The 22,046-nt window shown below is 67.9% G+C and carries 20 protein-coding genes; 12 read left to right on the top strand and 8 right to left on the bottom strand.

What is annotated here, in order from left to right; translation table 11 throughout:
* Window positions 1–3: 3 nt before the first annotated feature.
* Both AB839_RS08480 and AB839_RS08475 read right to left on the bottom strand, forming a co-directional pair.
* Window positions 4–2,229: a S9 family peptidase gene (locus AB839_RS08480; RefSeq protein ID WP_061479001.1), complete on the bottom strand. Its 2,226-nt coding sequence runs from the start codon at window positions 2,227–2,229 to the stop codon at window positions 4–6.
* Window positions 2,230–2,389: 160 nt separating this feature from the next.
* Complete coding sequence (locus tag AB839_RS08475) at window positions 2,390–3,079, bottom strand: glutathione binding-like protein (protein ID WP_061479000.1); 690 nt, start codon at window positions 3,077–3,079, stop codon at window positions 2,390–2,392.
* Window positions 3,080–3,191: 112 nt separating this feature from the next.
* Between AB839_RS08475 and AB839_RS08470 the strand changes: the two genes are divergently transcribed.
* Together AB839_RS08470 and AB839_RS08465 are read left to right on the top strand one after the other, a co-directional pair.
* Window positions 3,192–3,812 carry a TIGR00645 family protein gene (locus AB839_RS08470; RefSeq protein ID WP_049414405.1) on the top strand — a complete coding sequence of 207 codons (621 nt, stop codon included), beginning with the start codon at window positions 3,192–3,194 and terminating at the stop codon, window positions 3,810–3,812.
* 200 nt (window positions 3,813–4,012) lie between these two features.
* Window positions 4,013–5,026, top strand: coding sequence for an energy transducer TonB (locus tag AB839_RS08465; RefSeq protein WP_061478999.1), 1,014 nt, complete (start codon window positions 4,013–4,015; stop codon window positions 5,024–5,026).
* A gap of 82 nt (window positions 5,027–5,108) precedes the next feature.
* Here AB839_RS08465 and AB839_RS08460 read toward each other — a convergent pair whose 3' ends face one another.
* Window positions 5,109–5,363 carry a hypothetical protein gene (locus AB839_RS08460; protein ID WP_061478998.1) on the bottom strand — a complete coding sequence of 85 codons (255 nt, stop codon included), beginning with the start codon at window positions 5,361–5,363 and terminating at the stop codon, window positions 5,109–5,111.
* A gap of 78 nt (window positions 5,364–5,441) precedes the next feature.
* Between AB839_RS08460 and AB839_RS08455 the strand changes: the two genes are divergently transcribed.
* The gene (locus tag AB839_RS08455) at window positions 5,442–6,227 is read left to right on the top strand and encodes a helix-turn-helix transcriptional regulator (RefSeq protein ID WP_061478997.1); all 786 of its coding nucleotides are present in this window, start codon (window positions 5,442–5,444) and stop codon (window positions 6,225–6,227) included.
* 67 nt (window positions 6,228–6,294) lie between these two features.
* Window positions 6,295–6,720, top strand: coding sequence for a hypothetical protein (locus tag AB839_RS08450; RefSeq protein ID WP_061478996.1), 426 nt, complete (start codon window positions 6,295–6,297; stop codon window positions 6,718–6,720).
* A 72-nt stretch (window positions 6,721–6,792) separates the two neighbouring features.
* Here AB839_RS08450 and AB839_RS08445 read toward each other — a convergent pair whose 3' ends face one another.
* From AB839_RS08445 to AB839_RS08435, 3 genes are read right to left on the bottom strand one after another with little or no spacing between them, the layout of a single operon-like run.
* Window positions 6,793–7,977, bottom strand: coding sequence for an ABC transporter permease (locus AB839_RS08445; RefSeq protein WP_053496786.1), 1,185 nt, complete (start codon window positions 7,975–7,977; stop codon window positions 6,793–6,795).
* Complete coding sequence (locus AB839_RS08440) at window positions 7,974–8,720, bottom strand: ATP-binding cassette domain-containing protein (RefSeq protein ID WP_061478995.1); 747 nt, start codon at window positions 8,718–8,720, stop codon at window positions 7,974–7,976. The genes AB839_RS08445 and AB839_RS08440 overlap by 4 nt, the downstream gene beginning before the upstream one ends.
* The gene (locus tag AB839_RS08435; RefSeq protein ID WP_061478994.1) at window positions 8,717–10,243 is read right to left on the bottom strand and encodes an alpha/beta hydrolase; all 1,527 of its coding nucleotides are present in this window, start codon (window positions 10,241–10,243) and stop codon (window positions 8,717–8,719) included. Before AB839_RS08435 ends, AB839_RS08440 begins: the two co-directional genes overlap by 4 nt.
* Window positions 10,244–10,539: 296 nt before the next feature.
* Between AB839_RS08435 and AB839_RS08430 the strand changes: the two genes are divergently transcribed.
* The 3 genes from AB839_RS08430 (at window position 10,540) to AB839_RS08420 (ending at window position 13,779) form a co-directional block, all read left to right on the top strand.
* Window positions 10,540–11,025, top strand: coding sequence for a DUF1203 domain-containing protein (locus AB839_RS08430; protein WP_061478993.1), 486 nt, complete (start codon window positions 10,540–10,542; stop codon window positions 11,023–11,025).
* Window positions 11,026–11,258: 233 nt separating this feature from the next.
* Window positions 11,259–12,428, top strand: coding sequence for a lytic polysaccharide monooxygenase (locus tag AB839_RS08425; protein WP_061478992.1), 1,170 nt, complete (start codon window positions 11,259–11,261; stop codon window positions 12,426–12,428).
* 181 nt (window positions 12,429–12,609) lie between these two features.
* A complete protein-coding gene (locus AB839_RS08420) occupies window positions 12,610–13,779 on the top strand; it encodes a lytic polysaccharide monooxygenase (RefSeq protein WP_061478991.1) in 1,170 nt (389 codons plus the stop codon).
* Between the two features lie 113 nt (window positions 13,780–13,892).
* Here the strand turns inward: AB839_RS08420 and AB839_RS08415 are convergent, their stop codons facing one another.
* Window positions 13,893–14,642 (bottom strand): ferredoxin--NADP reductase, encoded by a 750-nt coding sequence (locus tag AB839_RS08415; protein ID WP_072168039.1) that lies wholly within the window; start codon window positions 14,640–14,642, stop codon window positions 13,893–13,895.
* Between the two features lie 84 nt (window positions 14,643–14,726).
* On the opposite strand from AB839_RS08415, the gene AB839_RS08410 reads away from it, so the two are divergent.
* The 4 genes from AB839_RS08410 to AB839_RS08395 all read left to right on the top strand — a co-directional run bounded on the left by AB839_RS08410 (window position 14,727) and on the right by AB839_RS08395 (window position 18,504).
* Complete coding sequence (locus AB839_RS08410) at window positions 14,727–15,695, top strand: ABC transporter ATP-binding protein (protein ID WP_061478990.1); 969 nt, start codon at window positions 14,727–14,729, stop codon at window positions 15,693–15,695.
* Window positions 15,692–16,483 (top strand): ABC transporter permease, encoded by a 792-nt coding sequence (locus AB839_RS08405; RefSeq protein WP_061478989.1) that lies wholly within the window; start codon window positions 15,692–15,694, stop codon window positions 16,481–16,483. Before AB839_RS08410 ends, AB839_RS08405 begins: the two co-directional genes overlap by 4 nt.
* Window positions 16,484–16,642: 159 nt before the next feature.
* Window positions 16,643–17,581, top strand: coding sequence for a 2-dehydropantoate 2-reductase (gene panE, locus AB839_RS08400; protein WP_061478988.1), 939 nt, complete (start codon window positions 16,643–16,645; stop codon window positions 17,579–17,581).
* Window positions 17,578–18,504, top strand: a complete 927-nt coding sequence (locus AB839_RS08395; protein ID WP_061478987.1) for an NAD-dependent epimerase/dehydratase family protein — start codon at window positions 17,578–17,580, stop codon at window positions 18,502–18,504. The genes panE and AB839_RS08395 overlap by 4 nt, the downstream gene beginning before the upstream one ends.
* 79 nt (window positions 18,505–18,583) lie before the next feature.
* Here the strand turns inward: AB839_RS08395 and AB839_RS08390 are convergent, their stop codons facing one another.
* The gene (locus AB839_RS08390; protein ID WP_061479042.1) at window positions 18,584–19,381 is read right to left on the bottom strand and encodes a TatD family hydrolase; all 798 of its coding nucleotides are present in this window, start codon (window positions 19,379–19,381) and stop codon (window positions 18,584–18,586) included.
* Between the two features lie 67 nt (window positions 19,382–19,448).
* On the opposite strand from AB839_RS08390, the gene hrpB reads away from it, so the two are divergent.
* Window positions 19,449–21,953, top strand: a complete 2,505-nt coding sequence (hrpB, locus tag AB839_RS08385) for an ATP-dependent helicase HrpB (RefSeq protein ID WP_061478986.1) — start codon at window positions 19,449–19,451, stop codon at window positions 21,951–21,953.
* Window positions 21,954–22,046 lie beyond the last annotated feature (93 nt).

The raw sequence follows: 22,046 nt of genomic DNA, 5'->3' as shown, positions 1-22,046 counted from the left end.
GCATCAGGGCTTCAGGCAGCGTCCCAGGAAGGCTTCGGCCACACGGTAGCGATGCAGGGCATCGGCGCCGGACAGGCCATGCTTGGCACCCGGATAGGTCATCAGCTCGAACGGCTGCCCGCGCTTCTGCAGCGCGCTCATCAGGCTGGTCGAGTTGGTGAACAGCACGTTGTCATCGGCCATGCCGTGGATCAGCAGCAACGGCGAACGCAGGCCGTCGATATGGGTCAGCACGCGCGCTTCGCGGTACCCCGCTTCGTTGCGCGCCGGCAGGTCCATGTAGCGTTCGGTGTAGTGGCTGTCATACAGGCCCCAGTCGGTGACCGGTGCGCCGGCCACGCCACAGGCGTACTGGTTCGATGCCTTGGCCAGCAGCATCAGGGTCATGTAACCGCCGTTGGACCAGCCCTGCACGCCGATGCGCGCCGGGTCCACCCACGGCTGCTGCTTCAGCCAGGCCACGCCGCGCAGCTGGTCGGTCACTTCCACCGTGCCCTGCTTCCCGTACAGCGCACCACCGAAGTCGCGGCCGCGGCGCGGGGTGCCGCGGTTGTCCAGCGAGAACACGACGTAGCCCTGCTGGGCCAGGTACTGGTTGAACAGATGGTCGCCACGGCCGGGCCAACTGTCAGTGACGGTCTGGCTGGCCGGGCCACCGTAGACGTACACCGCCACCGGGTAGCGCTTGGACGGATCGAAGCCGGCCGGCTTGATCAGGCTGTAGTTCAACGGGGTCTTGCCGTCGGCAGCCATCAACGTGCCGAACTCGACCGGGCGCTGCGCATCGCGGTAGCGCGCATACGGGTGCCTGGGATCGGCCAGGTCGTTCTCGACCAGCGTGGCGATCTTCTCGCCGTTGGCGCGGAACAGTTCGATCTGCGGCGGCGTGGTGCTGTTGGACCAGCTGTCCACGTAGACGCTGGCATTGCGGGCGAAGCTGGCGCTGTGCATGCCCGGCGCCTTCGACAGGCGCTGCGGCTCACCGCCCTGCAGCGACACCGCGTAGATCTGGCTTTCGCGCGAGGTCTCGATGCCAGCACGGAAGTAGGCCTTGCCGGCCTTCTCATCGACCGCCAGCAGTTCGTCCACCGGCCAGTTGCCATGGGTCAGCGCAGTGGCCTTGCCCTTGCTGTCGATGCGGTACAGGTGCTGGAAGCCGGTGCGCTCGGACGACCACAGCACGCTGCCATCTTCAAGGAACCGCAGGCTGTTGTGCAGCGGCACCCAGGTCGGGCTGGTCTCGTGGGCGAGCACGCGCTGGCGGTTGGAGTCGAGCGCCACTTCGACCAGGTCCAGCTGCTTCTGGTCACGCGACTGGCGCTGGAAACTCAGGTGCTGCGCATCGCGCCAATCGACGCGGGCCAGGTAGATGTCCTGTTCCTTGCCCAGGTCGATCCAGCGCGGCTGCGCATCGGCGGCCGGTGCGATCACGCCCAGCTGCACGCGCACGTTGGCGTCGCCGGCGGCCGGGTAACGCTGTTCGATCACATCGGTGCGGTCGGCGTAGACCTCGTAGCGCTTCTGCACCGGCACCGGCGCCTCGTCGATGCGGGCAAAGGCAATGGCCGAGTCATCCGGCGCCCACCAGTAACCGGTATGGCGATCCATTTCCTCGTCGGCGACGAACTCGGCCACGCCGTTGCCGATGGTGGTGCTGCCGTCGCGGGTCAGCTGCAGCTGCTTGCCACTGGCCAGATCGATCACCCACAGGTTGCGGCCGCGGATGAAGCTGACGAAACCGCCCTTGGGCGACAGCTTGGCGTCGGTGGCGAAGCCTTCACCGTGAGTCAGCTGGCGCACGGCCGCCTGGCCCTGCTGCTTGAGGTCGTACAGGTAGAGTTCGCCGCCCAACGGGAACAGCAGGCGCTGCGCGTCCGGCGACCACTGGTAATCGACGATGCCGGTCATCGCAGCGATGCGCTGGCGCTCGCGTCGGGCCTTTTCCTCATCGCTGAGGGTCTCGGCGCCGGGCAGCACCACCTTGGAATCAACCAGCAGGCGGGTCTGGCCGCTGCCGATGTCGTAGGTCCACAGGTCCAGCTGGTTGCGGTCGCTGTCCTTGCCGCGCAGGAAGCTGACCTGCGAACCGTCCGGCGCCACCTTGGGCTTCATCAGGGTCGGGCCGGACAGCGGCAGCGGGCCGGTGATGGCTTCCAGGGTCAGCTTTTCGGCGTGGGCGGCGGTACTGGTGGCGAGCATGAGGGCGAGCGAAGCGAACAGATGGCGCATGGAGGATCCCGGCAAACGGCAGGTCCGCCTCCACGCGGGGCGCGGGACGGTCGTCCCTCATCCTAACCAAGCCCGTGCGGGAAGGCAGCATGACCTTCTGCCCATAAGCAGTGCGGACGAGTGCCGACCAACGGTCGGCACCCACCTTCAGATGCCGGGGTCAGCGCTGGCCGAACAGGTGCTTGCGTTCTTCGTCGCTGAGCGGCTTGCCGGCGTTCGGGTTCACCTGCTGGCGCAGCGCATAGGCGCGCTGGGTGGCCGGGCGCGCGGCGATGGCCTCGTGCCAGCGCTTGAGGTTCGGGAACGCGGCGAAGTCCACCGGCAGCGTGTCGTAGGCGCCGACCCACGGGTAGCTGGCCATGTCGGCGATGGTGTACGCGTCGCCGGCCAGGAAGGCGTGCTGGGCCAGGCGCTTGTCCATCACCCCATGCAGGCGGCGCACTTCGTTGTCATAGCGCTCGATCGCATACGGGATCTTTTCCGGAGCATACACATTGAAATGCCCCATCTGGCCGCTCATCGGGCCCAGGCCCGCCATCTGCCAGAACAGCCATTCCAGGGTGGTGACGCGGCCGCGCGGATCGCTGGGCAGGAAGCGGCCGGTCTTCTCGGCCAGGTACAGCAGGATCGCACCGGACTCGAACACGCTCTGCGGGGCGCCGCCGTCCGCCGGGGCGTGGTCGACGATGGCCGGCATCTTGTTGTTGGGCGAGATGGCGAGGAATTCCGGCTTGAACTGGTCGCCCGAGCCGATGTTGACCGGGTGGATGCGGTACTCCAGGCCGGTTTCCTCCAACAGCAGGGTCACTTTATGGCCGTTCGGGGTGGGCCAGTAATACAGGTCGATCATGGCGTCGGCTCGGGGTGCGGAAAGGAACCTGAAGTCTAGTGCGTGAGTTGGGTTGGCACCGTCATGGCGGGCCGGTAACCTCGCCTCTCCCCCGCAACGCAGCATCCCCCGCATGAGTGCAAACCGCCCGCCGCTCTCCCCGTTGTCCACGCTGATCTTCGCCTCGCGCTGGCTGCAGCTGCCGCTGTACCTGGGCCTGATCGTGGCGCAGTGCGTCTACGTGTTCCTGTTCGGCAAGGAACTGTGGCACCTGATCTCGCATTCGGTGTCGATGGGGGAGCAGCAGATCATGCTGATCGTGCTGGGCCTGATCGACGTGGTGATGATCTCCAACCTGCTGGTGATGGTGATCGTCGGCGGCTACGAGACCTTCGTCTCGCGCCTGCGCCTGGAAGGCCACCCGGACCAGCCGGAATGGCTGAGCCACGTCAATGCCAGCGTGCTGAAGGTGAAGCTGGCGATGGCGATCATCGGCATCTCCTCGATCCACCTGCTGAAGACCTTCATCGCCAGCGGTGCGCTGGGCGGTATTCCGCTGTGCACGCCGGAGCAGATGAGCGTGGCCGCGGCCAACATCGGGGTCGCCCGCTGCTCGATGCTGACCCAGGACGGCGTGCTGTGGCAGACCATCATCCACTGCGTGTTCATCCTGTCGGCGATCGGCATCGCCTGGACCGACAAGCTGATGTCCAACGGCCACAGCAAGTCGCACGACAAGGCGCACGACCACTGAGGTCGGCGCCGGCAACGGCACGACCGCCGTTGCCCATCCCGGCCACTGCTCTTGTACGCGGCGGCGGCCGGGATGCTAGATTGCACCCTCGCCGTTGCCGGCGGTGGCGTCGGGAAACGTCACCCTGCCGCGCCCGGACCGCAGGTCCCGGCCATGCATATCAATGATTTACGTCACGTCGTCTTCTAGAGGGGAGCAGGATGTCGCACGTCTCAACGATCACCGCCGCGCGCCGGTGGCTGCCGGTTGCCCTGGCACTGGCACTGGCTGCCTGCTCGGGCAAGGAGGAAACCGCCGCACCGGCCCCGGCCGCCGCACCCACCGCCGCTGCACCGGCCGCACCGGTGGTTGCCGCCAAGGTGCAGTCGATGGGCACCGAGCAGCTGCGTGAGTCGGCCAGCCAGGCCCTGCGCGAGAACCGCATGTACGCGCCGGCCGGCGACAACGCCATCGAGTACTACCTTGCCCTGCGCGACAAGACGCCGGACGACGCCTCGGTGAAGAGCGCACTGACCGATCTGCTGCCGTACACCCTGATCGCCGCCGAGCAGCACCTGGGCCGCGAGGACTACACCGAAGCGCAGCGCCTGGTGGCACTGATCGAGAAGGTGGATGCGTCCGCGCCGGCCCTGCCACGCCTGAAGGACGGCCTGGCCAAGGGCGTGCAGAACGCGGCCAAGCGCACCGAGGCCGAAGCCGAGAAGGCGAAGAAGGACGCCGAGGACCGCAGCAAGCAGCAGACCGAACAGCAGCGCCTGGCCGAGCAGCGTGCCAAGGAAGCCGACGCGGCCAAGCAGATCGCTGCCCAGCAGGACGCCGCCCGCCGCGACAATGAGCGCCAGGAAGCCGAGCGCCAGGCTGCGGCCCGCCGCGAAGCCGAGCAGAAGCAGCAGCAGGCTGCCGCCCAGCAGGCCAGCGCCGCACGCCAGGCCGCAGCACCGGCGGCCGCTGCGGCGCCGAACCTGCGCCCGGTCAGCACCCCGGCGCCGCGCTATCCGTCCGAGGCGCTGCGTGCAGGCACCTCCGGCGAGGTGCTGGTGGAGATCACCGTCGGCACCGACGGTTCGGTGACCAACGCCCGTGTGCTGCGCGCAACGCCGTCGCGCGTCTTCGATCGCGAGGCCATGAACGCGGTCAAGCGCTGGCGCTTCGAGCCGGTCAGCGCACCGGTCACCACCCGCCGCACCCTGGTGTTCGCCCCGGGCGGCAGCTGACCACGAAAAGGGGACGGAGGGGATTAAGTCGTTTCCGCCCCGCAATGACCACACGGCCCGGCATGTCCGGGCCGTGTTCGTTTCAGGAGAGGCTGTCGATCAGGCGTTGCAGTGCCGGATCACGCGCGGCCAGCACCTGGAACAGGCCCAGCGCATGCAGGCCCGGCAGTAGCGCACGCAGGTCGGCTTCGGCGGTGGCGCGGGTGGCGTCATCGCTGGCGGGGTCCTGCCAGTCACGGACGCTGGCGAGGAAGGCGCCGACGCTGCCCTTGCGCACGGTGAGGCCGTTCACCTGCACCTCGTTCTGATGGTCGGGAAGGATGTCGTGTGGCTGCATGGGTGATGCTCCGGTGGGATCGGGAGCCCAGTGTGCCGCCCAGCCAGCGGCACTTCTGCCGTATAACTGCCATTGGATATGGCAGATCAGACATCACCCGCGTTGATTGACCCCGCTTTGGCGAACGCCGAAGGCGGTCCCCTCGTCCTGGCCTCACAGCTGCGGGTGCCGGGACGGCGCCGCACCGCACGCCACCAGCACGTGCGCGGCCAAGTGCTGGGTGCCCACCACGGCCTGCTGCGGATCGAGGCCGGCGATCTGCACTGGTTGCTGCCGGCGGGGCACGTTGCCTGGATACCGCCCTTGCTGCCTCACGCCCTGGTAGGGGCAGAGGCATTCGATGGCTGGAGCCTGTACTTCAACGCCGAAGCCTGTCTGGAGCTGCCCGCCGTTCCGCGCATCTTCCAGCCGAACGTGCTGTTGCAGGCGGCGATGATGCGCGCACTGAGTTGGCCACATCAGGCGCTGGACGCCGCGCAGGCACGCCTGGCCGGCGTGATCACCGATGAGATCGCCGCCAGCACGCCTTTGCCGCTTGCCTTGCCACAACCGCAGGATCGACGGTTGCGGCGGATCGCGGCGGCGCTGGCACGGTCGCCGGACGACCTGCGCAGCGTCGAAGCGTGGGCAGCCGCCACCGGACTGTCCGGCCGCAGCCTCGCCCGCCGGTGGCAGGCCGAAACAGGCATGACCCTGGGCCATTGGCGGCAGCGCCTGCGCGTGCTGCTGTCGCTGCCACGCCTGCTGGCCGGCGAGCCGGTGATCAGCGTTGCGCTGTCGATGGGCTACGACACCCCGAGCGCGTTCATCACCGTGTTCAAGCGCGAGATGGGGGTGACGCCTGCGCGGTACAGGGTGGGCTGACGTATCCAGCACTCCCTCTATCCTTTCTTGCGACCTAAGCTGCTTGCTGATTTCGGGAGGGGAACAGATGAAGTACGACGACGCCAGCTGGCATTCCGACGGTGATTTTCCTGCCGAGCTTCCGCCCGAGGCCGGTGCAACGCATATCGGCATGTACGTGGCATGGCTCCTACTGCGGGGTATGGCAGGCGAAGAACTGGCCGACGACATGCAGGAGGAGCTGGAATCCTTGACCCGGCGTGCTATGACACCCGGTCAGTTCCTGCTGGTGTGTGATGGCAAGTTCCTTGACGAAATGATCAACGATGAGGCGAACGCATTCACGCTGGAGTACTACCAAGCGGATGACTGCCTGTATCCCGATGACTACATCGAATTGCTGGCAGACGATCTTCCTTCGCTGTACCACGTCGCCGATACCTGGGAAAACTTTGACCGACTGGCACCGGTGATCGCCCAGCGCTTCGCCGCTTGGCAGGCGACGCGAACCTGAGAACAACGAGGCCCGGAATGACCGGGCCTCGTTCCCCATCCGCCAGGCATGGCCTGGCGCTACCGGTTGCAGTCAGCCAGAGATGGCCAGGCGTTCGTTGTGATAGCGGCGCACCGCCGCGAACCACAGCACGGCGGCCAGGCCGAGGCTGGCGCCGAGGTAGATCGCCCAGACCGCCGGGGTGATGATCTCGTGGCGGATCACTTTCAGCAGCATCTGGTTCTGCGACAGGAACGGCACGGCGTACTGCCACAGCTCGCTCTTCAGCGGATAGGCCACCAGTGCGTAGCCGGGCAGCATCGGCAGCAGCATCAGCCAGGTCATGTGGCTCTGCGCTTCCTTCATGCTCTTGGCCGCGGCCGACAGGAAGGTCAGCAGCGAGGTGCCGATCAGCAGCATCGGCAACATCACCAGCAGCATCTGCAGCATCGAGCCGACGTTCATGTTGAACTGGCGGCCGATGTTGCCGGGCGCGATCTGCGCGCTCACCTTGAACGCGACCAGGGTCAGCAGCAGCGACACGAAACCGACTACGCAGGCGGCGGCGATCTTGCCGCTGACGATCGCGCTGCGCGAACCCGGCGTGGCCAGCAGTGGCTCCAGCGACTGCCGCTCGCGCTCGCCGGCGGTGGCGTCCATCACCAGGTAGGCGCCACCGATGAACGAGGTCAGCGTCAGCAATACCGGCAGCAGCATCGACAGGATCATGCCGCGCTTGGCCTCGGCACTGGCCAGGTCCTGGCGCGCCACGTCCAGCGGGCGTGCCACTTGCGCGTCGATGCCGCGTGCCATCAGGCGCAAGGCACCGACCTGGCCGTTGTAAGTGGCCAGCGCCGCCTCCAGGCGTGCACTGGGTACTTCGGCCGCGCGACGCGTGCTGTCCTTGATCACCTCCACCAGCGCCGGCTTGCCCTCGGCCCAGTCCTTGCCGAAATCATCGCTGATACGCAGCGCCACATCGATGTCCTGGGTGCGGATGGCCTCGGCCAGGTCTTTCGGTGCCGGTGCCGCATTGAGGCCCTGTGCGGCGAGGAAGCGCACCAGGTTCGGCGCGTTCTCGGCGCCGATGGTCGGGATCTGCAACGGCTCTTCGATCTGGGTACGCACCCGGCTCTCGGCCAGCTTGCCCATGCCCAGCAGCAGCACCGGGTACAACAGCGGCCCGAACAGCAGGGTCAGCAGCAGCGTGCGGCGGTCACGCGACAGGTCGCGCAGTTCCTTGCGCATCACCGTCATCAGGGTCGACATCATGCTCATGCGTGCAGGCCCTCTTCGCTGCCGATCAGTTTCACGAACGCATCTTCCAGGTTGGCTTCGCCGGCCTGCGCACGCAGCTCGTCGGCGCTGCCGGCAGCCATCACCGTGCCCTTGGCGATGATCACGATGTGGTCACACAACGCCCCCACCTCCTGCATGATGTGGCTGGACAGGATCACGCAGCGCCCCTCATCGCGCAGGCCCAGCAGGAAGCGGCGCAGCGCGCGCGTGGTCATCACGTCCAGGCCATTGGTCGGTTCATCGAGGATGACGTTGCGGGGGTCGTGCACCAGCGCGCGGGCAATCGCGGTCTTGGTGCGCTGGCCCTGCGAGAAGCCATCGGTCTGCCGGTCGAGGATGTCACCCATGTCCAGCGCGTGCGACAGCACCTCGATGCGTTCGCGGATGCGCTCGGCAGACAGGCCATGCAGTTCGCCGAAGTAGGCGATGTTCTCGCGCGCGGTCAGGCGCTTGTAGACGCCACGCGCATCGGGCAGCACGCCGAGGTGGCGGCGCACCTCCACCGGATTGCGCGCCGCATCGATGCCATCGACAGTGATGCTGCCCTGGTCGGGCGTCATCAGTGTGTACAGCATGCGCATGGTGGTGGTCTTGCCGGCACCATTGGGGCCGAGCAGGCCGGTGATCTGTCCATCCCCGGCGCGGAAGCCGACGTTGGCGACCGCCTGGATGCGGCCCGTGCGGGTATCGAAGGCCTTGTGCAGGTTGTCGGCGACGATCATGGTTCCCATCCGTTGAACGAGGTGAACGCCGGCACGTAGCTCAGCGTGTCCAGGCAGCCGGCATCCAGCGCCTTGGCATCGGTCTTGTCGATGAACTGTCCGAGCAGCCGCGGCATGCAGCCGGCGGTCAACGTGCCGTGGCCCTGGCCACGGGCGACCAGCGCACGGCCGTTGGGCAGGCCCTTGAGCACCTGTGCGGCGTAGCGCGGCGGCGTCACCGGGTCCAGCTCACCGGACAGCAGCAGTGCCGGCACGTCGCTGCGCAGCGGCACGGCATCGGTTGCCGGCGCCGGACGGTGCGGCCACACCGGGCAGGCCGCGAAGAACGCGCTGGCGACCTCGTTGCCGAACAGGCGTTCGGGATCTTCGGCCGGCGCGTGGTAGCGCGGTGCATCCTCGCTGCAGATCACCGACCATTGCATGCCGCGGTTGATCTGGAAATCCATGCTGCGGTTCGCGCCGCGCGCCAGCGATGCCAACGGGGCATAGCGCCCCTGTGCGGCTTCATCCAGCACCAGTGGCAGCAGCGAGGAATACTGCGGCACGTAGGAGAAGGCGAAGGCAAGGCCGACCACGCTGTCCGGCGTCAGGACATCCTGCCGGGGTGCGTTGGTACCCGGGTCGCGATACTCGACCGAGACCGGTGCACGGCGCAGGGTGTCGACCACGCTGCGCAGCTGCGCGCGGGTATCGGTCGGGAAACGCTTGCTGCACGCGGCATCCTTGCGGCACTGCGCCGACTGCAGGGCGATCGCATCCTCGAAGGTGGTTGCGAAGTCGCCACCGATCACCAGCTCGTTCGGTACCACGCCATCGATGACGATGCTGCGGGTGTGCTGCGGGTAGGCCCCGGCATAGCGCTGGGCCACGCGGGTACCGTAGGAGCCGCCAACCAGGTTGAGCTGGTCCACACCGAGCGCCGCACGCACCGCATCCAGATCGGCGATCGCCTCGGTGGTGGTGTAGAAGCGCGCATCGGCACGCCCCTGCAGCGATGCGGCACAGCGCTGGGCGTAGTCGCGCAACGCTGCCTCGGAAGGCGCGGCATCCTCTTCCACCTGCAGCGGCTTGCCGTCCGCGCCCAGGCAGCTGAGCGGGTTGGAGCCGCCGGTGCCGCGCTGGTCGATCAGGAACACGTCGCGCTGTTTGCGCACCTGGCGCAGTGCAGTGTCGACGATGACCGCCACCTCGCTGGCCGCCTGGCCGGGGCCGCCGGCCAGGAAGAACACCGGGTCCGGCTGGCTGGCGCCGCTGCTGCCCGATTCCAGCCAGGCGATACGCAGGCCGATCCGGCGACCGCCGGGCTGGGCCCGGTCCTCCGGCACCTGCAGGGTGGCGCACTGCGCCTCCACGTTGGCGCTGGCGCCTTCGGTAGACAGCGTGCAGGGCTGGAAGTCGATCGTGCCGAAGCGGCGGCTGGGTGCATCGCTGGCGCTTCCGGCGTCGGCCGGCGGCGGCTGGCTGCACCCGGCAAGCATCAGGCTGGCCAGCATCCCGGCCAGCGCGAGGTGGTGTCTTTGCATCGTGCTCGTTTCCCCTGGAGGACGTTCCTGTCGACCACGACGGGCTGCCGCGGAAGATGTGACCCAACTTACACGGGCAGCGCGCCGACGGCGATGGGCAATGACGAATCCGCCGCCAACGGCGCGCAGACCAGGCAGTCCCGCCCCTCGGCCTCGGCCGGCACAGGGCGGCATCGGCGGCGGACCGCAGCGCCCCATGGGCCAGTGCCCCGGCCCGACGGCGATGCGGGGTCTGAAAACGGCGGGCACGGCCGCCGGCGCACGCGCAGAATCCGCCGCAGACCCAGGAGACGCCCATGCACACGTGGTACCTCGGTGGCATCGACCATCGCCCCTTCCTGCACCTGTTCGAGATGAGCGACAGCGCGCTCGCCGCGCTCGGCATCCAGCGTCGCTGGGCCGGCGCCAACGGCGGACATCCCTGCCGGATCAGCCTGAGCGATCCCGCGCCTGGCAGCGAGCTGCTCCTGCTGTCCCACGTCCACCTGCCGCTGCATTCGCCGTACCGCGCCGCCGGCCCGATCTTCGTGCAGCGCGGCGTGACCCGTTGCGTCCTGACGCCGGGCGAGGTGCCCCCGTATGTGCAGCGCCGGATGATTTCGATGCGTGCCTATGACCACGCCGCGCTGATGTGCGGTGCCCAGGTCTGTGCGGGCACCGAGGTGGCCGACCATCTGGATGCACTGTTTGCCGACCCGTCGGTGGCGTTCGTCCAGCTGCACAACGCGGCGCATGGCTGTTTCTCGTGCCAGGCAGATCGGGTGGGTACCGGGACCGCGTAGCGTGATCTCCATGACGTGATCGATGCCACGCCGATCACGTGACATACAGCGCATCTGTTCAGCCCTGCGTGAAGCCTGCGGGAAGGGCTTCACATGCGCAGTCACGGATCGGCACTTCGATGGTTCCGTCGCCTGCATCGCGACTCGATACTCGCCGTGGTGCCGCCGGAAGTCCGCCGCGCAGCGCAGCGCCTGCGGTCACCGTTCCCTTTCGACGACCACAAGGATGCGCCATGTCATTCCGATCCACACCACTGTTGCTGGCCACCTCGTTCGTGGCTGCGGGCCTGTGCCTGGCCGGCAACGCGTTCGCCCACGGCACCATGACCACGCCTGTCAGCCGCGTCTACGCCTGTTTCCAAGGCAACCCCGAGAACCCGACCAACCCGGCCTGTGCCGCCGCCAAGGCCATCGGCGGTTCGCAGGCGTTCTACGACTGGAACGGCATCAACCAGGCCAATGCCAATGGCAACCACCAGGCCGTGGTACCCGACGGCAAGCTGTGCAGCGGCAACAACCCGACCTTCCGCGGCCTGGACGTGAACCGCAGTGACTGGCAGACCACGCCGATCCAGCCCGATGCCAATGGCAGGTTCACCTTCGTGTTCAAGGCGACCGCACCGCACGCCACCCGTGACTGGCGCTTCTTCGTCACCCGCGAAGGCTGGCAGCCGGGCAGCCCGCTGCGCTGGGCCGACCTGCAGGAGTTCTGCACGCTGGGCAATACACCGCTGTCGGCCGATGGCACCTACAAGCTGCAATGCACGTTGCCGCAGCGCACCGGCCAGCATGTGATCTACAACACCTGGCAGCGCTCGGATTCGACCGAGGCGTTCTATACCTGCATGGATGTGCGCTTCCAGGGCGGCGGCGGAACGGCACCGGCAACGCAGTGGCAGGATGCCGGCCCGGTCACCGCGCGCGGCGAGCTGCCGGTCGGCACCACGTTGGCGCTGCGCGTGTTCAATGCCAACGGCAATGATGTCGAACGCGTGGAAGCCACGCTGACCAGCGGCCAGACTGCCGCCGCACAGTGGCCGCTGGTGCTGGCACGCAAGGTCAACGCCAGTGCGCAGCACGCACGCGTGGGCGTGCTCAGCAACGGCGTGATCACGCCGGCCGCCTCGGCCACCGACAACCGGGTGTACCTGAAGGACGGCAACCGCTTCCAGCTCGACACCCAGGTGCCGGACGCGGGCACGCCGTCACCGGGCAGTGATTTCGACCACGTGTACCCTGCGGGCATCGGCAGCTACATCCCCGGCCAGACCGTGGTGAAGGGTGCCGACGGCAAGCTGTACGCCTGCCGCCCGTTCCCGGAAGGTGCGTGGTGCAACGTCAATGCCGAGGCATATCGCCCCGGTGTGGGCAGTGCATGGCGCGATGCTTGGATTGCATACTGAGACCGGGTACAGGGAACGGTGGCAGAGCGCCGTTCCCTGCATAGCGTGAGACGCGACAGCGCGTGAGTGTGAAGCCGTTCCCATATGCAACCACGCGATGCTTTTTTCAACGTAATCCGATGGATGCGGGCGGGCGGGATGCCGAGACTTCGCGGGGTTTCACCACCCACAGGAGATCTCCATGCATCTGTCACACCGGACTGTCTTCGCGCTGTCTGTGATCGCAGGCATTGCCACCTCTGGCAGCGCGTTCGCCCACGGCACCCTGTCCAAACCCGCCAGCCGTGTCTATGCCTGTTACCAGGGCAATCCCGAAAATCCGACCAACCCCGCCTGCGCTGCCGCCAAGGCCATCGGTGGTGCGCAACCGTTCTATGACTGGGCCGGGATCAACCAGGCCGAGGCCAATGGCAACCACCAGGCCGTCGTGCCCGATGGCGAGTTGTGCAGCGGCGGCAACAGCAAGTACCGCGGCCTGGATCTGAACCGCAGTGACTGGCCGACCTCGCCGATCCGCGCCGATTCGCGCGGGCGCTACACCTTCGAGTTCAAGGCACCGGCCCCGCATGCTACCCGCGAGTGGAAGTTCTACGTCACCCGCGACGGCTGGCAGCCGGGCAGCCCGCTGCGCTGGGCCGACCTGCAGGAATTCTGCACGCTGGGCAACGTGCCGGTCTCCGGCGACGTCTACAAGCTGGATTGCCCGCTGCCCAAGCGCAGCGGCCAGCACATCATCTACAACACCTGGCAGCGCTCGGATTCCGGTGAAGCGTTCTATACCTGCGCGGATGTGCGCTTCGAAGGCGGTGGTGGCGTTGAACCGCCGCCGCAGTGGCAGGACGCCGGCCCGGTCACCGCCCGCGGTGCATTGGAAGAAGGCACCACCCTGACGCTGCGCGTGTTCAACGCCCAGGGCAATGATCTGGAGCGTCCGGAGATCACCCTGGCCGCAGGCCAGACCGCTGCGAACCAGTGGCCGCTGGCGCTGGCCCGCAAGGTCAACGCCAGTGCACAGCAGGCGCGTGTGGGCGTAATGAGGAACGGCGTGATCACGCCGGTCGCCTCGGCCACCGAGAACCGCGTCTACCTGAAGCCGGGCAACCTGTTCCAGATCGATACCCGCCTGCCGGGCCCGGTCGATCCGGTCGATCCGCCGCCGGGTGACGACTACGACTTCGTGTATCCGGCCGGTATCGGCAGCTACACGCCGGGCGAAACCGTGGTCAAGGGCACCGACGGCAAGCTGTATGCCTGCCGCCCGTTCCCGGAAGGCGCGTGGTGCAACATCAACGCCGATGCCTATCGCCCGGGCACCGGTTTCGCCTGGCGCGATGCCTGGGTCGCGTACTGAGGCAGGCGACCGGCGGCGGTGTGGCACCGCCTCCGGTTCTTGGAGTTGCCGGCCAGCGGCCGGCACTACCAGGGTTCGTGGGGCTGCCGGCCAGCGGCCGGCACTACCCTGACTTACTTGCTGCTGACGTACTTCTCGCGGCGGATCTGCGGGTTGCCCAGGCCGGCGGCCTTCAGCAGCTCGGCGCAGGCATCGACCATGTCCGGGTTGCCGCACAGGTAGGCGATGTCGGTGGCCGGGTCCGGCGTGAAGCCGGCCAGCGCCTGCTGCACGTAGCCGTGCTGTACGTCCGGGTGCGGATCAGCCGGGAGTTCACGCGACAGGCACGGAACATAGCGGAAGTTCGCGTGTTTTTCGGCGAAGCTGTAGAAATCTTCGCTGTACAGCAGCTCGCCCGGGCTGCGCGCGCCCTGCAGCAGCACGATCTGCACGCCGCGTTCGGCCATGGCCTTCTCCAGCAGCGGCAGCATCGAGCGGTACGGGGTAACGCCGGTACCGGTGGCGATCAGCAGGTAACGGGCGTTGTGGTCACCGGGATTCAGGCAGAACCGGCCATAGGGGCCGGACGCACTGATCTGGCTGCCCTGCTCCAGTGCCTCGAACAGGGCCGTGGCGGCGCCACCGGGCACGAAACTGACCGCGATGTCCACCGCCTCGCCCGGGCCCAGCGCATGGTCGTGGATGGTCGCCAGCGAGTAGCTGCGCTTGGTTTCGGTGCCGTCGGCGTAGCTGAAATGGACCTGGATGAACTGGCCGGGCTGGAAATCCAGCGGCTGCCCATCGTCACGCACGAACTGGTAATGGCCGACGGTCGGGGCCAGCATGCGGCAGCCGACCAGCTTGAGGGGGAATTGAACAGGCACGACTTTTCGGGACAGTGTGTAGCCGGGGCAAGCCCTCGGGGTCTTCTATAATAGCCCCTCCCCGCCCCTCTCCAGCGCCAGCCCATGGGCGCGAAGGCTTCGAGCTTGGCATCCCAGAACGATACGGCGCCCGCCCTGCGCGTGCGCGACCTGCGCAAGACCTATGACAACGGCACCCAGGCCCTGAAGGGCGTTTCCCTGGAAGTGGCCCCGGGCGACTTCTTCGCCCTGCTCGGCCCCAACGGGGCCGGCAAGTCGACCCTGATCGGCATCATCAGCTCCCTGGTCAACCTCAGCGAGGGCCAGGTGGAAGTGTTCGGCAGCGACCTGGTGCGCAACCGCAGCGCCACCATGCGCCTGATCGGCCTGGTGCCGCAGGAAATCAACTTCAACCTGTTCGAGAAGCCCTTCGACATCCTGGTGAACTACGCCGGTTTCTACGGCGTGCCGCGCGAGGAAGCCGAAAAGCGCGCCGAGGAAGAGCTGAAGCGCGCACACCTGTGGGAAAAGGCGCAGGTGATGAGCCGCACGCTGTCCGGCGGCATGAAGCGCCGGCTGATGATCGCCCGCGCGATGATGACCCGCCCGCGGCTGCTGATCCTGGACGAACCCACCGCCGGCGTGGACATCGAGATCCGCCGCGACATGTGGCGCGTGCTGAAGGAGATCAACGGTGCCGGCACCACGATCATCCTCACCACCCACTACCTGGAAGAGGCCGAGTACCTGTGCCGCCACCTGGCGATCATCAACCATGGCCAGATCGTCGAGCAGGGGCCGATGCGCACCCTGCTGGCCAAGCTGGACGTGGAAGGCTTCCTGCTGGACATCGACGGTGACCTGCCGGCACAGCTGCCGGTGATCGAGGGCGCGACGCTGACCGCGCCGGATCCGCACACGCTGGACATCGACATGCCACGCGCGATGGACCTCAACCGCGTGTTCGCCACGCTGAACGAGGCGGGTATCCGCGTGCGTTCGATGCGTACCAAGAGCAACCGCCTGGAGGAGCTGTTCGTGCGCCTCACCGGCAACATGGAGAAGCCTGCATGAGCACCACCGAGCTGACCGACGGCCAGCGCAACCGCATCGCGCTGATGACCATCGTGCGCCGCGAAGTCGCCCGCATCATGCGCATCTGGGGCCAGACCCTGGTGCCGCCGGCGATCACCATGACCCTGTACTTCCTGATCTTCGGCAACCTCATCGGGTCGCGCGTGGGTGACATGGGCGGCTACACCTACATGCAGTTCATCGTGCCGGGCCTGGTGATGATGAGCGTGATCCAGAACAGCTACGGCAACATCAGCTCCTCGTTCTTCGGCGCCAAATTCGGCCGCCACGTCGAAGAGCTGCTGGTCAGCCCGATGCCGAACTGGGTGATCCTGTGGGGCTACGTGGCCGGCGCCGTGCTGCGCGGCCTGATGGTGGGCGTGATCGTGCTGATCATCGCCATGTTCTTCACCCCGGTGCGCATCCCGCACCCGCTGGTGACGCTGACCACGGTGCTGCTGGGCGCAACGATCTTCTCGCTGGCCGGCTTCATCAATGCGGTGTACGCGAAGAAATTCGACGACGTGGCGATCGTGCCGACCTTCATCCTGACCCCGCTGACCTACCTGGGTGGCGTGTTCTATTCGGTGAAGCTGCTGCCAGGCTGGGCCGAAGCGGCCACGCACGCGAACCCGATCTTCTACATGGTCAATGCGTTCCGCTATGGCCTGCTGGGCAGCAGCGATGTGCCGCTGCCGGTGGCCTACGGCCTGATGATCGGTTTCGTGGTGGTGCTGACGGCGCTGGCCCTGTGGCTGCTGCGCCGTGGCGTGGGCATGCGCAGCTGAGACCTGCGTGGTAGTGCCGGCCGCTGGCCGGCAACACCAGATCCACGCCATGCGTGGATGCAGCAGCCTGTAGAGCCGAGCCTACGCTCGGCTCTTTTTCGCCAGCAATCTCCGGCACAATCGCAGTTCTGATTCCCCCCAGAAAACGGTGAACGTGCAATGCGCATCCTGATCCTCGGCGCCGGCGGCACCGGCGGTTACTTCGGTGGCCGCCTGGCCCAGGCCGGCGTGGACGTGACCTTCCTCGTGCGCCCCGCGCGCGCCGCGCAGCTGGACCATGATGGCCTGGTCATCCGCAGCCCACTGGGTGATGCGCGTTTCCCGGTTCAGCACGTCACGGCTGATGCACTGCCCGCACTGGCCGCGCAGAAGCCCTTCGATCTGGTCATCCTCAGCTGCAAGGCCTACGACCTGGACAGTTCGATCGATGCCATCGCCCCGGCAGTCGGAGCGAACACCACCGTGCTGCCGATCCTCAACGGCCTGCACCACTACAACGCACTGGATATGCGCTTTGGCCGCGACGCGGTGCTCGGCGGCCTGTGCTTCATCAGCGCCACCAAGGCGCCCGATGGCGCGGTGCTGCATCTGGGCAAGCCGGCCAAGCTCACCTTCGGCGAGCGCGACGGCGGCGCGATCTCCGCGCGCGTGCGCGCCTTGGCTGCGGTCTGCGCGAAGGCCAACCTTGATCACCTTGCCAGCGAACGTATCGGCCAGGAACAGTGGATCAAGTACACATTCCTGACCGCGCTGGCCGCGGCCACCTGCCTGCTGCGCGCGGATATCGGCACCATCGTCGCCACCGATGATGGCGAAGCGATCGTACGTGGCCTTTACGACGAGTGCCTGGCCGTCGCCGAAGCCGCCGGTGAACCGGTTCCGGAGGCAGCGCAGGACACTGCGCGCGGCACGCTGACCCAGGCCGGCTCGGCGTTGAAGGCCTCGATGCTGCGCGATCTGGAGGCCGGCCAGCAGGTGGAGGCCGAACAGATTGTTGGCGACATGCTGGTGCGTGCGCGCAGGGCTGATCAGGAAGCCCTGCTGCTGCAGGTTGCCTACAGCAGCCTGCAGGCCTACCAGGCACTGCGGGTCGCGTGAGTACCGCCTTGCAGGCCAGCCCGTTGCCCGCGCGGGTACTGATTCTCGGGCTGGGCTGGAGCGGACGCGTGCTGGCCGCGCAGCTGCAGGCGCACGGCGTAGGCGTGGCCGGCACGGTGCGCGATCCCTCGTTCGCGCCGGACGATGGCCTGCCGCGGCATCAGCTGCACGCCGACACGCCACCGTCGCCTGCCCTGCTCGATGAGATCGCACAGGCCGATGCCGTGCTGTGCAGCGTGCCACCGGATGCTGAAGGGGACCCGGCACTGCGCCTGCTGCTGCCCGCGCTGCAGGCCAGCCCGGCATTGCGCTGGGTCGGCTATCTGTCGTCGACCTCGGTGTATGCCGACCGCGCCGGCGGTTGGATCGACGAGCGCAGCGCGGCCGACGCCACTGAAGCGGCTGGCGTGCAGCGCCTGCTCGCGGAAGCCCAGTGGCGTGCACTGGCCGGACAACGCGGCATCGCCTCGGCGGTGTTCCGCCTGCCCGGCCTGTACGGGCCGGGTCGCAATGCGCTGGTGCAGTTGGCGCAGGGCCGTGCACGCCACGTGGTTCGCCCGGGCCAGGTGTTCAACCGACTGCACGTGGATGACCTGGCAACCGTCGTCATCGCCGCAATGCAGCGACCGACGCACAAGGGCCTGTACCTGCCCAGCGACGACGAACCGGCACCGCCACAGGATGTGCTGGCCTTCGCTGCGCAGCTGGGTGGGTTTGCGCTGCCGCCCGCCGTGGCCTGGGATGACCCGGCACTGAGCCCGACGCTGCGGCGCTTCTACGAGAGCAACAAGCGCATCGACAGCCGTGGCACGCGTGAAGCGCTGGGGTGGCAGCCGCGCTTCCCGAGTTACCGTGAAGGCCTGACGGACCTTGCCGCTTCGCTCGCCGCGCATGGCCCGGCGCTACCGGACAGCGCTTTGTAGAAGCCGAGCCCATGCTCGGCTGCTCTCCGTGTCCGTCGCGCTGCGCGCGACGAGCCGAGCATGGGCTCGGCTCTACGGATCAACCCGCGTCGGGCAGGCGGAAGAACGCGCGGGCGGCCGCCGTGGCATTGGCCGCGGTCACCGCAACGTCCTCGCCACGGTCACGTGCCAGCTCTTCCACGATGTGCGACAGGAACATCGGCTCGTTGCGCCGGTCCTTCGGCATCGGCTTCAGCGTGCGCGGCAGCAGGTACGGCGCGTCGGTCTCGATCATCAGGCGGTTGGCCGGGATGTTCTTCACCAGTTCGCGCAGGTGCGCGCCACGGCGCTCGTCGCACAGCCAGCCGGTGATGCCGATGTACCAATCCTGGTCCAGATAATCGAACAGCTCATCGCGTTCGCCGGTGAAGCAATGCACCACCGCCGGGCCGATGCGACCTTCGAAATTCTTCATCTGCGCCATGAAATCGGCGTGCGCGTCGCGCTGGTGCAGGAACAGTGGCTTGCCGTTGTCTGCCGCCAGCTGCAGCTGGCGCTCGAACGTTCGGTGCTGGGCCGGGCGCGGCGAGAAATCACGGAAGTAGTCCAACCCGCACTCACCCACCGCCACCACTTCCGGGTGGGCGTGCAGCGCGCGCATCTCGGCATCGCATTCCTCGGTGTACTCCACCGCGTGATGCGGGTGCACGCCGGCGGTGGCGTACAGGAAGCCCGGATGCTGCTGGGCCAGCTGCACCGCCAACGGCGAGTGCTCGCGGCTGGCGCCGGTGATGACCATCTGCACCACGCCGGCCTGGCGCGCGCGGTCCAGCACGGCATCGCGGTCGCGGTCGAAGGAGTCGTGGGTCAGGTTGGCGCCGATATCGATCAGGTGCATGGTCATCGTGGGGGAAAAGTGCCCGCGCATTGTACCTGCGCCCGCCGTGGCCCCTTATCCTTTGCACATGACCGCCCCGCTCTTCCCGATTTCCCCGCTGCTGCCGCAGATCCAGCAGCACCTGGCCGCACAGTCGCGACTGGTGCTGGAGGCCCCGCCCGGTGCCGGCAAGACCACCCAGGTGCCACTGGCCCTGCTCGACGCACCGTGGCTGCAGGGCCGCAAGATCATCCTGCTGGAACCGCGCCGGGTGGCCGCACGCAGCGCGGCGCTGTTCATGGCGCGACAACTCGGCGAGGACGTCGGCGGCACGGTCGGCTACCGCATCCGCTTCGAGAACAGGATCTCGTCACGCACGCGCATCGAAGTCGTCACCGAAGGCATCCTGACCCGCATGCTGCAGGACGACCCGATGCTGGAAGAGGTCGGGGCAATCCTGTTCGACGAATTCCACGAGCGCCACCTCAGTGGCGACCTCGGGCTGGCGCTGGCGCTGGACGTGCAGGCGCAGCTGCGTGACGACCTGCGCCTGGTGGTGATGTCGGCCACGCTGGACGGCGAGCGGCTGGCACGCTTCCTCGATGCACCGCGGCTGAGCAGCGAGGGCCGCAGTTACCCGGTGGCGATCAGCCACTTCCCGGCGCGCCGCGATGAAGCACTCGAGCTGCAGGTGCGGCGCGCTGTGCAGCAAGCCCTGGTCGAGCACCCCGGTGACCTGCTGGTGTTCCTGCCCGGCCAGCGCGAGATCGCACGGGTGCAGGCGGGCCTGCAGGAATCGCTCAATGGCGATGTCGAGGTCCTGGCGCTGCACGGTGAACTGCCGGTGGAACAACAGGCGCGCGTACTGCAGGCGGCCAGCGATGGGCGCCGCCGCGTGGTGCTGGCCACCAACGTCGCCGAGTCGTCGGTGACGTTGCCCGGCGTGCGCGTGGTGATCGACAGCGGCCAGGCACGCGAACCGCGCTACGACCCCAACAGTGGTTTCACCCGGCTGGATGTGGTGGCCATCGCGCAGGCATCGGCCGACCAGCGCGCGGGCCGCGCCGGCCGCGTCGCCGAGGGCGTGGCCTGGCGGCTGTGGCCCCAGTCGCAGCGGCTGGAACCGCAGCGCCGCGCCGAGATCGACCAGGTGGAACTGGCCGGACTGGCACTGGAACTGGCGGCCTGGGGCAGCAGCGATCTGCGCTTCCTCGATCCGCCCCCGGCGGGTCCGATGGGCGCGGCGCGCGAACTGCTGCAACGGCTCGGCGCCCTGTCCAGCAGTGGCGCGATCACCGAACTGGGCCGGCGTGTGCTGGCGCTGGGCACGCATCCACGGATGGCGGCGATGCTGCTGGCAGCGCCCGATGCCCGCGCCCAGGCGCTGGCTGCCGACCTGGCCGCACTGCTGGAGGCGCGCGACCCGTTGCGCCAGGGCGGCGACGCGCTGGCGGCCCGCTGGCGCGCACTGGCCGCGTTCCGCAATGGCCGCACACCGGGCGATGCCAACCGCAGCGGGCTGGCCGCGATCGATGCCGCCGCCAAGCAGTGGCGTCGCCGCCTGCGCTGCGAAGCCACGCCGCCGGCCAGCATCGAGGCCCATGAGCTGGGCGACCTGCTCGCGCACGCCTTCCCTGACCGGATTGGCTTCCAGCATCCCAGCGATCCTCTGCGCTACCTGCTGGCCAATGGCCGCAGCGCGCGCCTGCACGAGCTGAGCGACCTGCGCGGTGAGCCGTGGCTGGTGGCCAGCGAACTGCGCTTCGAGGCGCGCGATGCACTGCTGCTGCGCGCCGCGCCGGTGGACGAGGATCGGCTGCGCAAGGCGTGGCCGGAGCGCTTCGTCACTGAAGACGTGGTGCGCTGGGACAGCGAACGACGCGCCCTGGTGGCGCTGCGCGAGACCCGTTTCGACCGCATCGTGCTGGACAGCCGCTCGGCCGGCCGGGTCGATCCGCAGCACGCCGCGCAGGCACTGACCGACGCGGTGGCTGAACTCGGTCTGCAGGCGCTGCCGTGGACCGAGGGCCTGCGCCAGTGGCAGGCGCGCGTCGAGTCACTACGGCGCTGGATGCCGGAGCTGGACCTGCCCGACTGCAGCGACGCGGCGCTGCTGGCCAACCGTGCGCAGTGGCTGCAACCCGCGTTTGCCGGCAAGAGCCGTCTGGATGCGCTGGACGAATCCAGCTTCGGTGAGGCACTGAAGTCGCCGCTGGAGTGGTCGCAGCGGCAGCTGGTCGAGCGTCATGCGCCGACCCGCATCACGGTGCCGTCCGGACTGGAGCGGCCGATCACCTATGCGCTGGACAGCGAGAGTGGTGACCCGCTGCCGCCAGTACTGGCGGTGAAGCTGCAGGAACTGTTCGGCCTGGCCGACACGCCGCGCATCGCCGATGGCCGCGTGCCGCTGACCCTGCACCTGCTCTCCCCCGGCGGCCGCCCGCTGCAGGTCACCCAGGACCTGCGCAACTTCTGGGAAAGCACCTACGCCGAAGTGAAAAAGGAAATGAAGGGGCGCTACCCGCGCCATCCGTGGCCGGACGATCCGTGGACCGCGACAGCCACGCACCGCGCCAAGCCGCGTGGAACCTGACGGGTAGTGCCGGCCGCTGGCCGGCAATGCATTCCACAAGGTGCTCCGGGACTGCCGGCCAGCGGCCGGCTACCGGTTTGGGACCCTGCCTGA

The organism is Stenotrophomonas sp. DDT-1, assembly GCF_001580555.1.
Lineage (GTDB): Bacteria > Pseudomonadota > Gammaproteobacteria > Xanthomonadales > Xanthomonadaceae > Stenotrophomonas > Stenotrophomonas sepilia.
The sequence above is the reverse complement of the archived record's forward strand: the minus strand, read 5'-3'. Positions and strand labels throughout refer to the sequence as shown.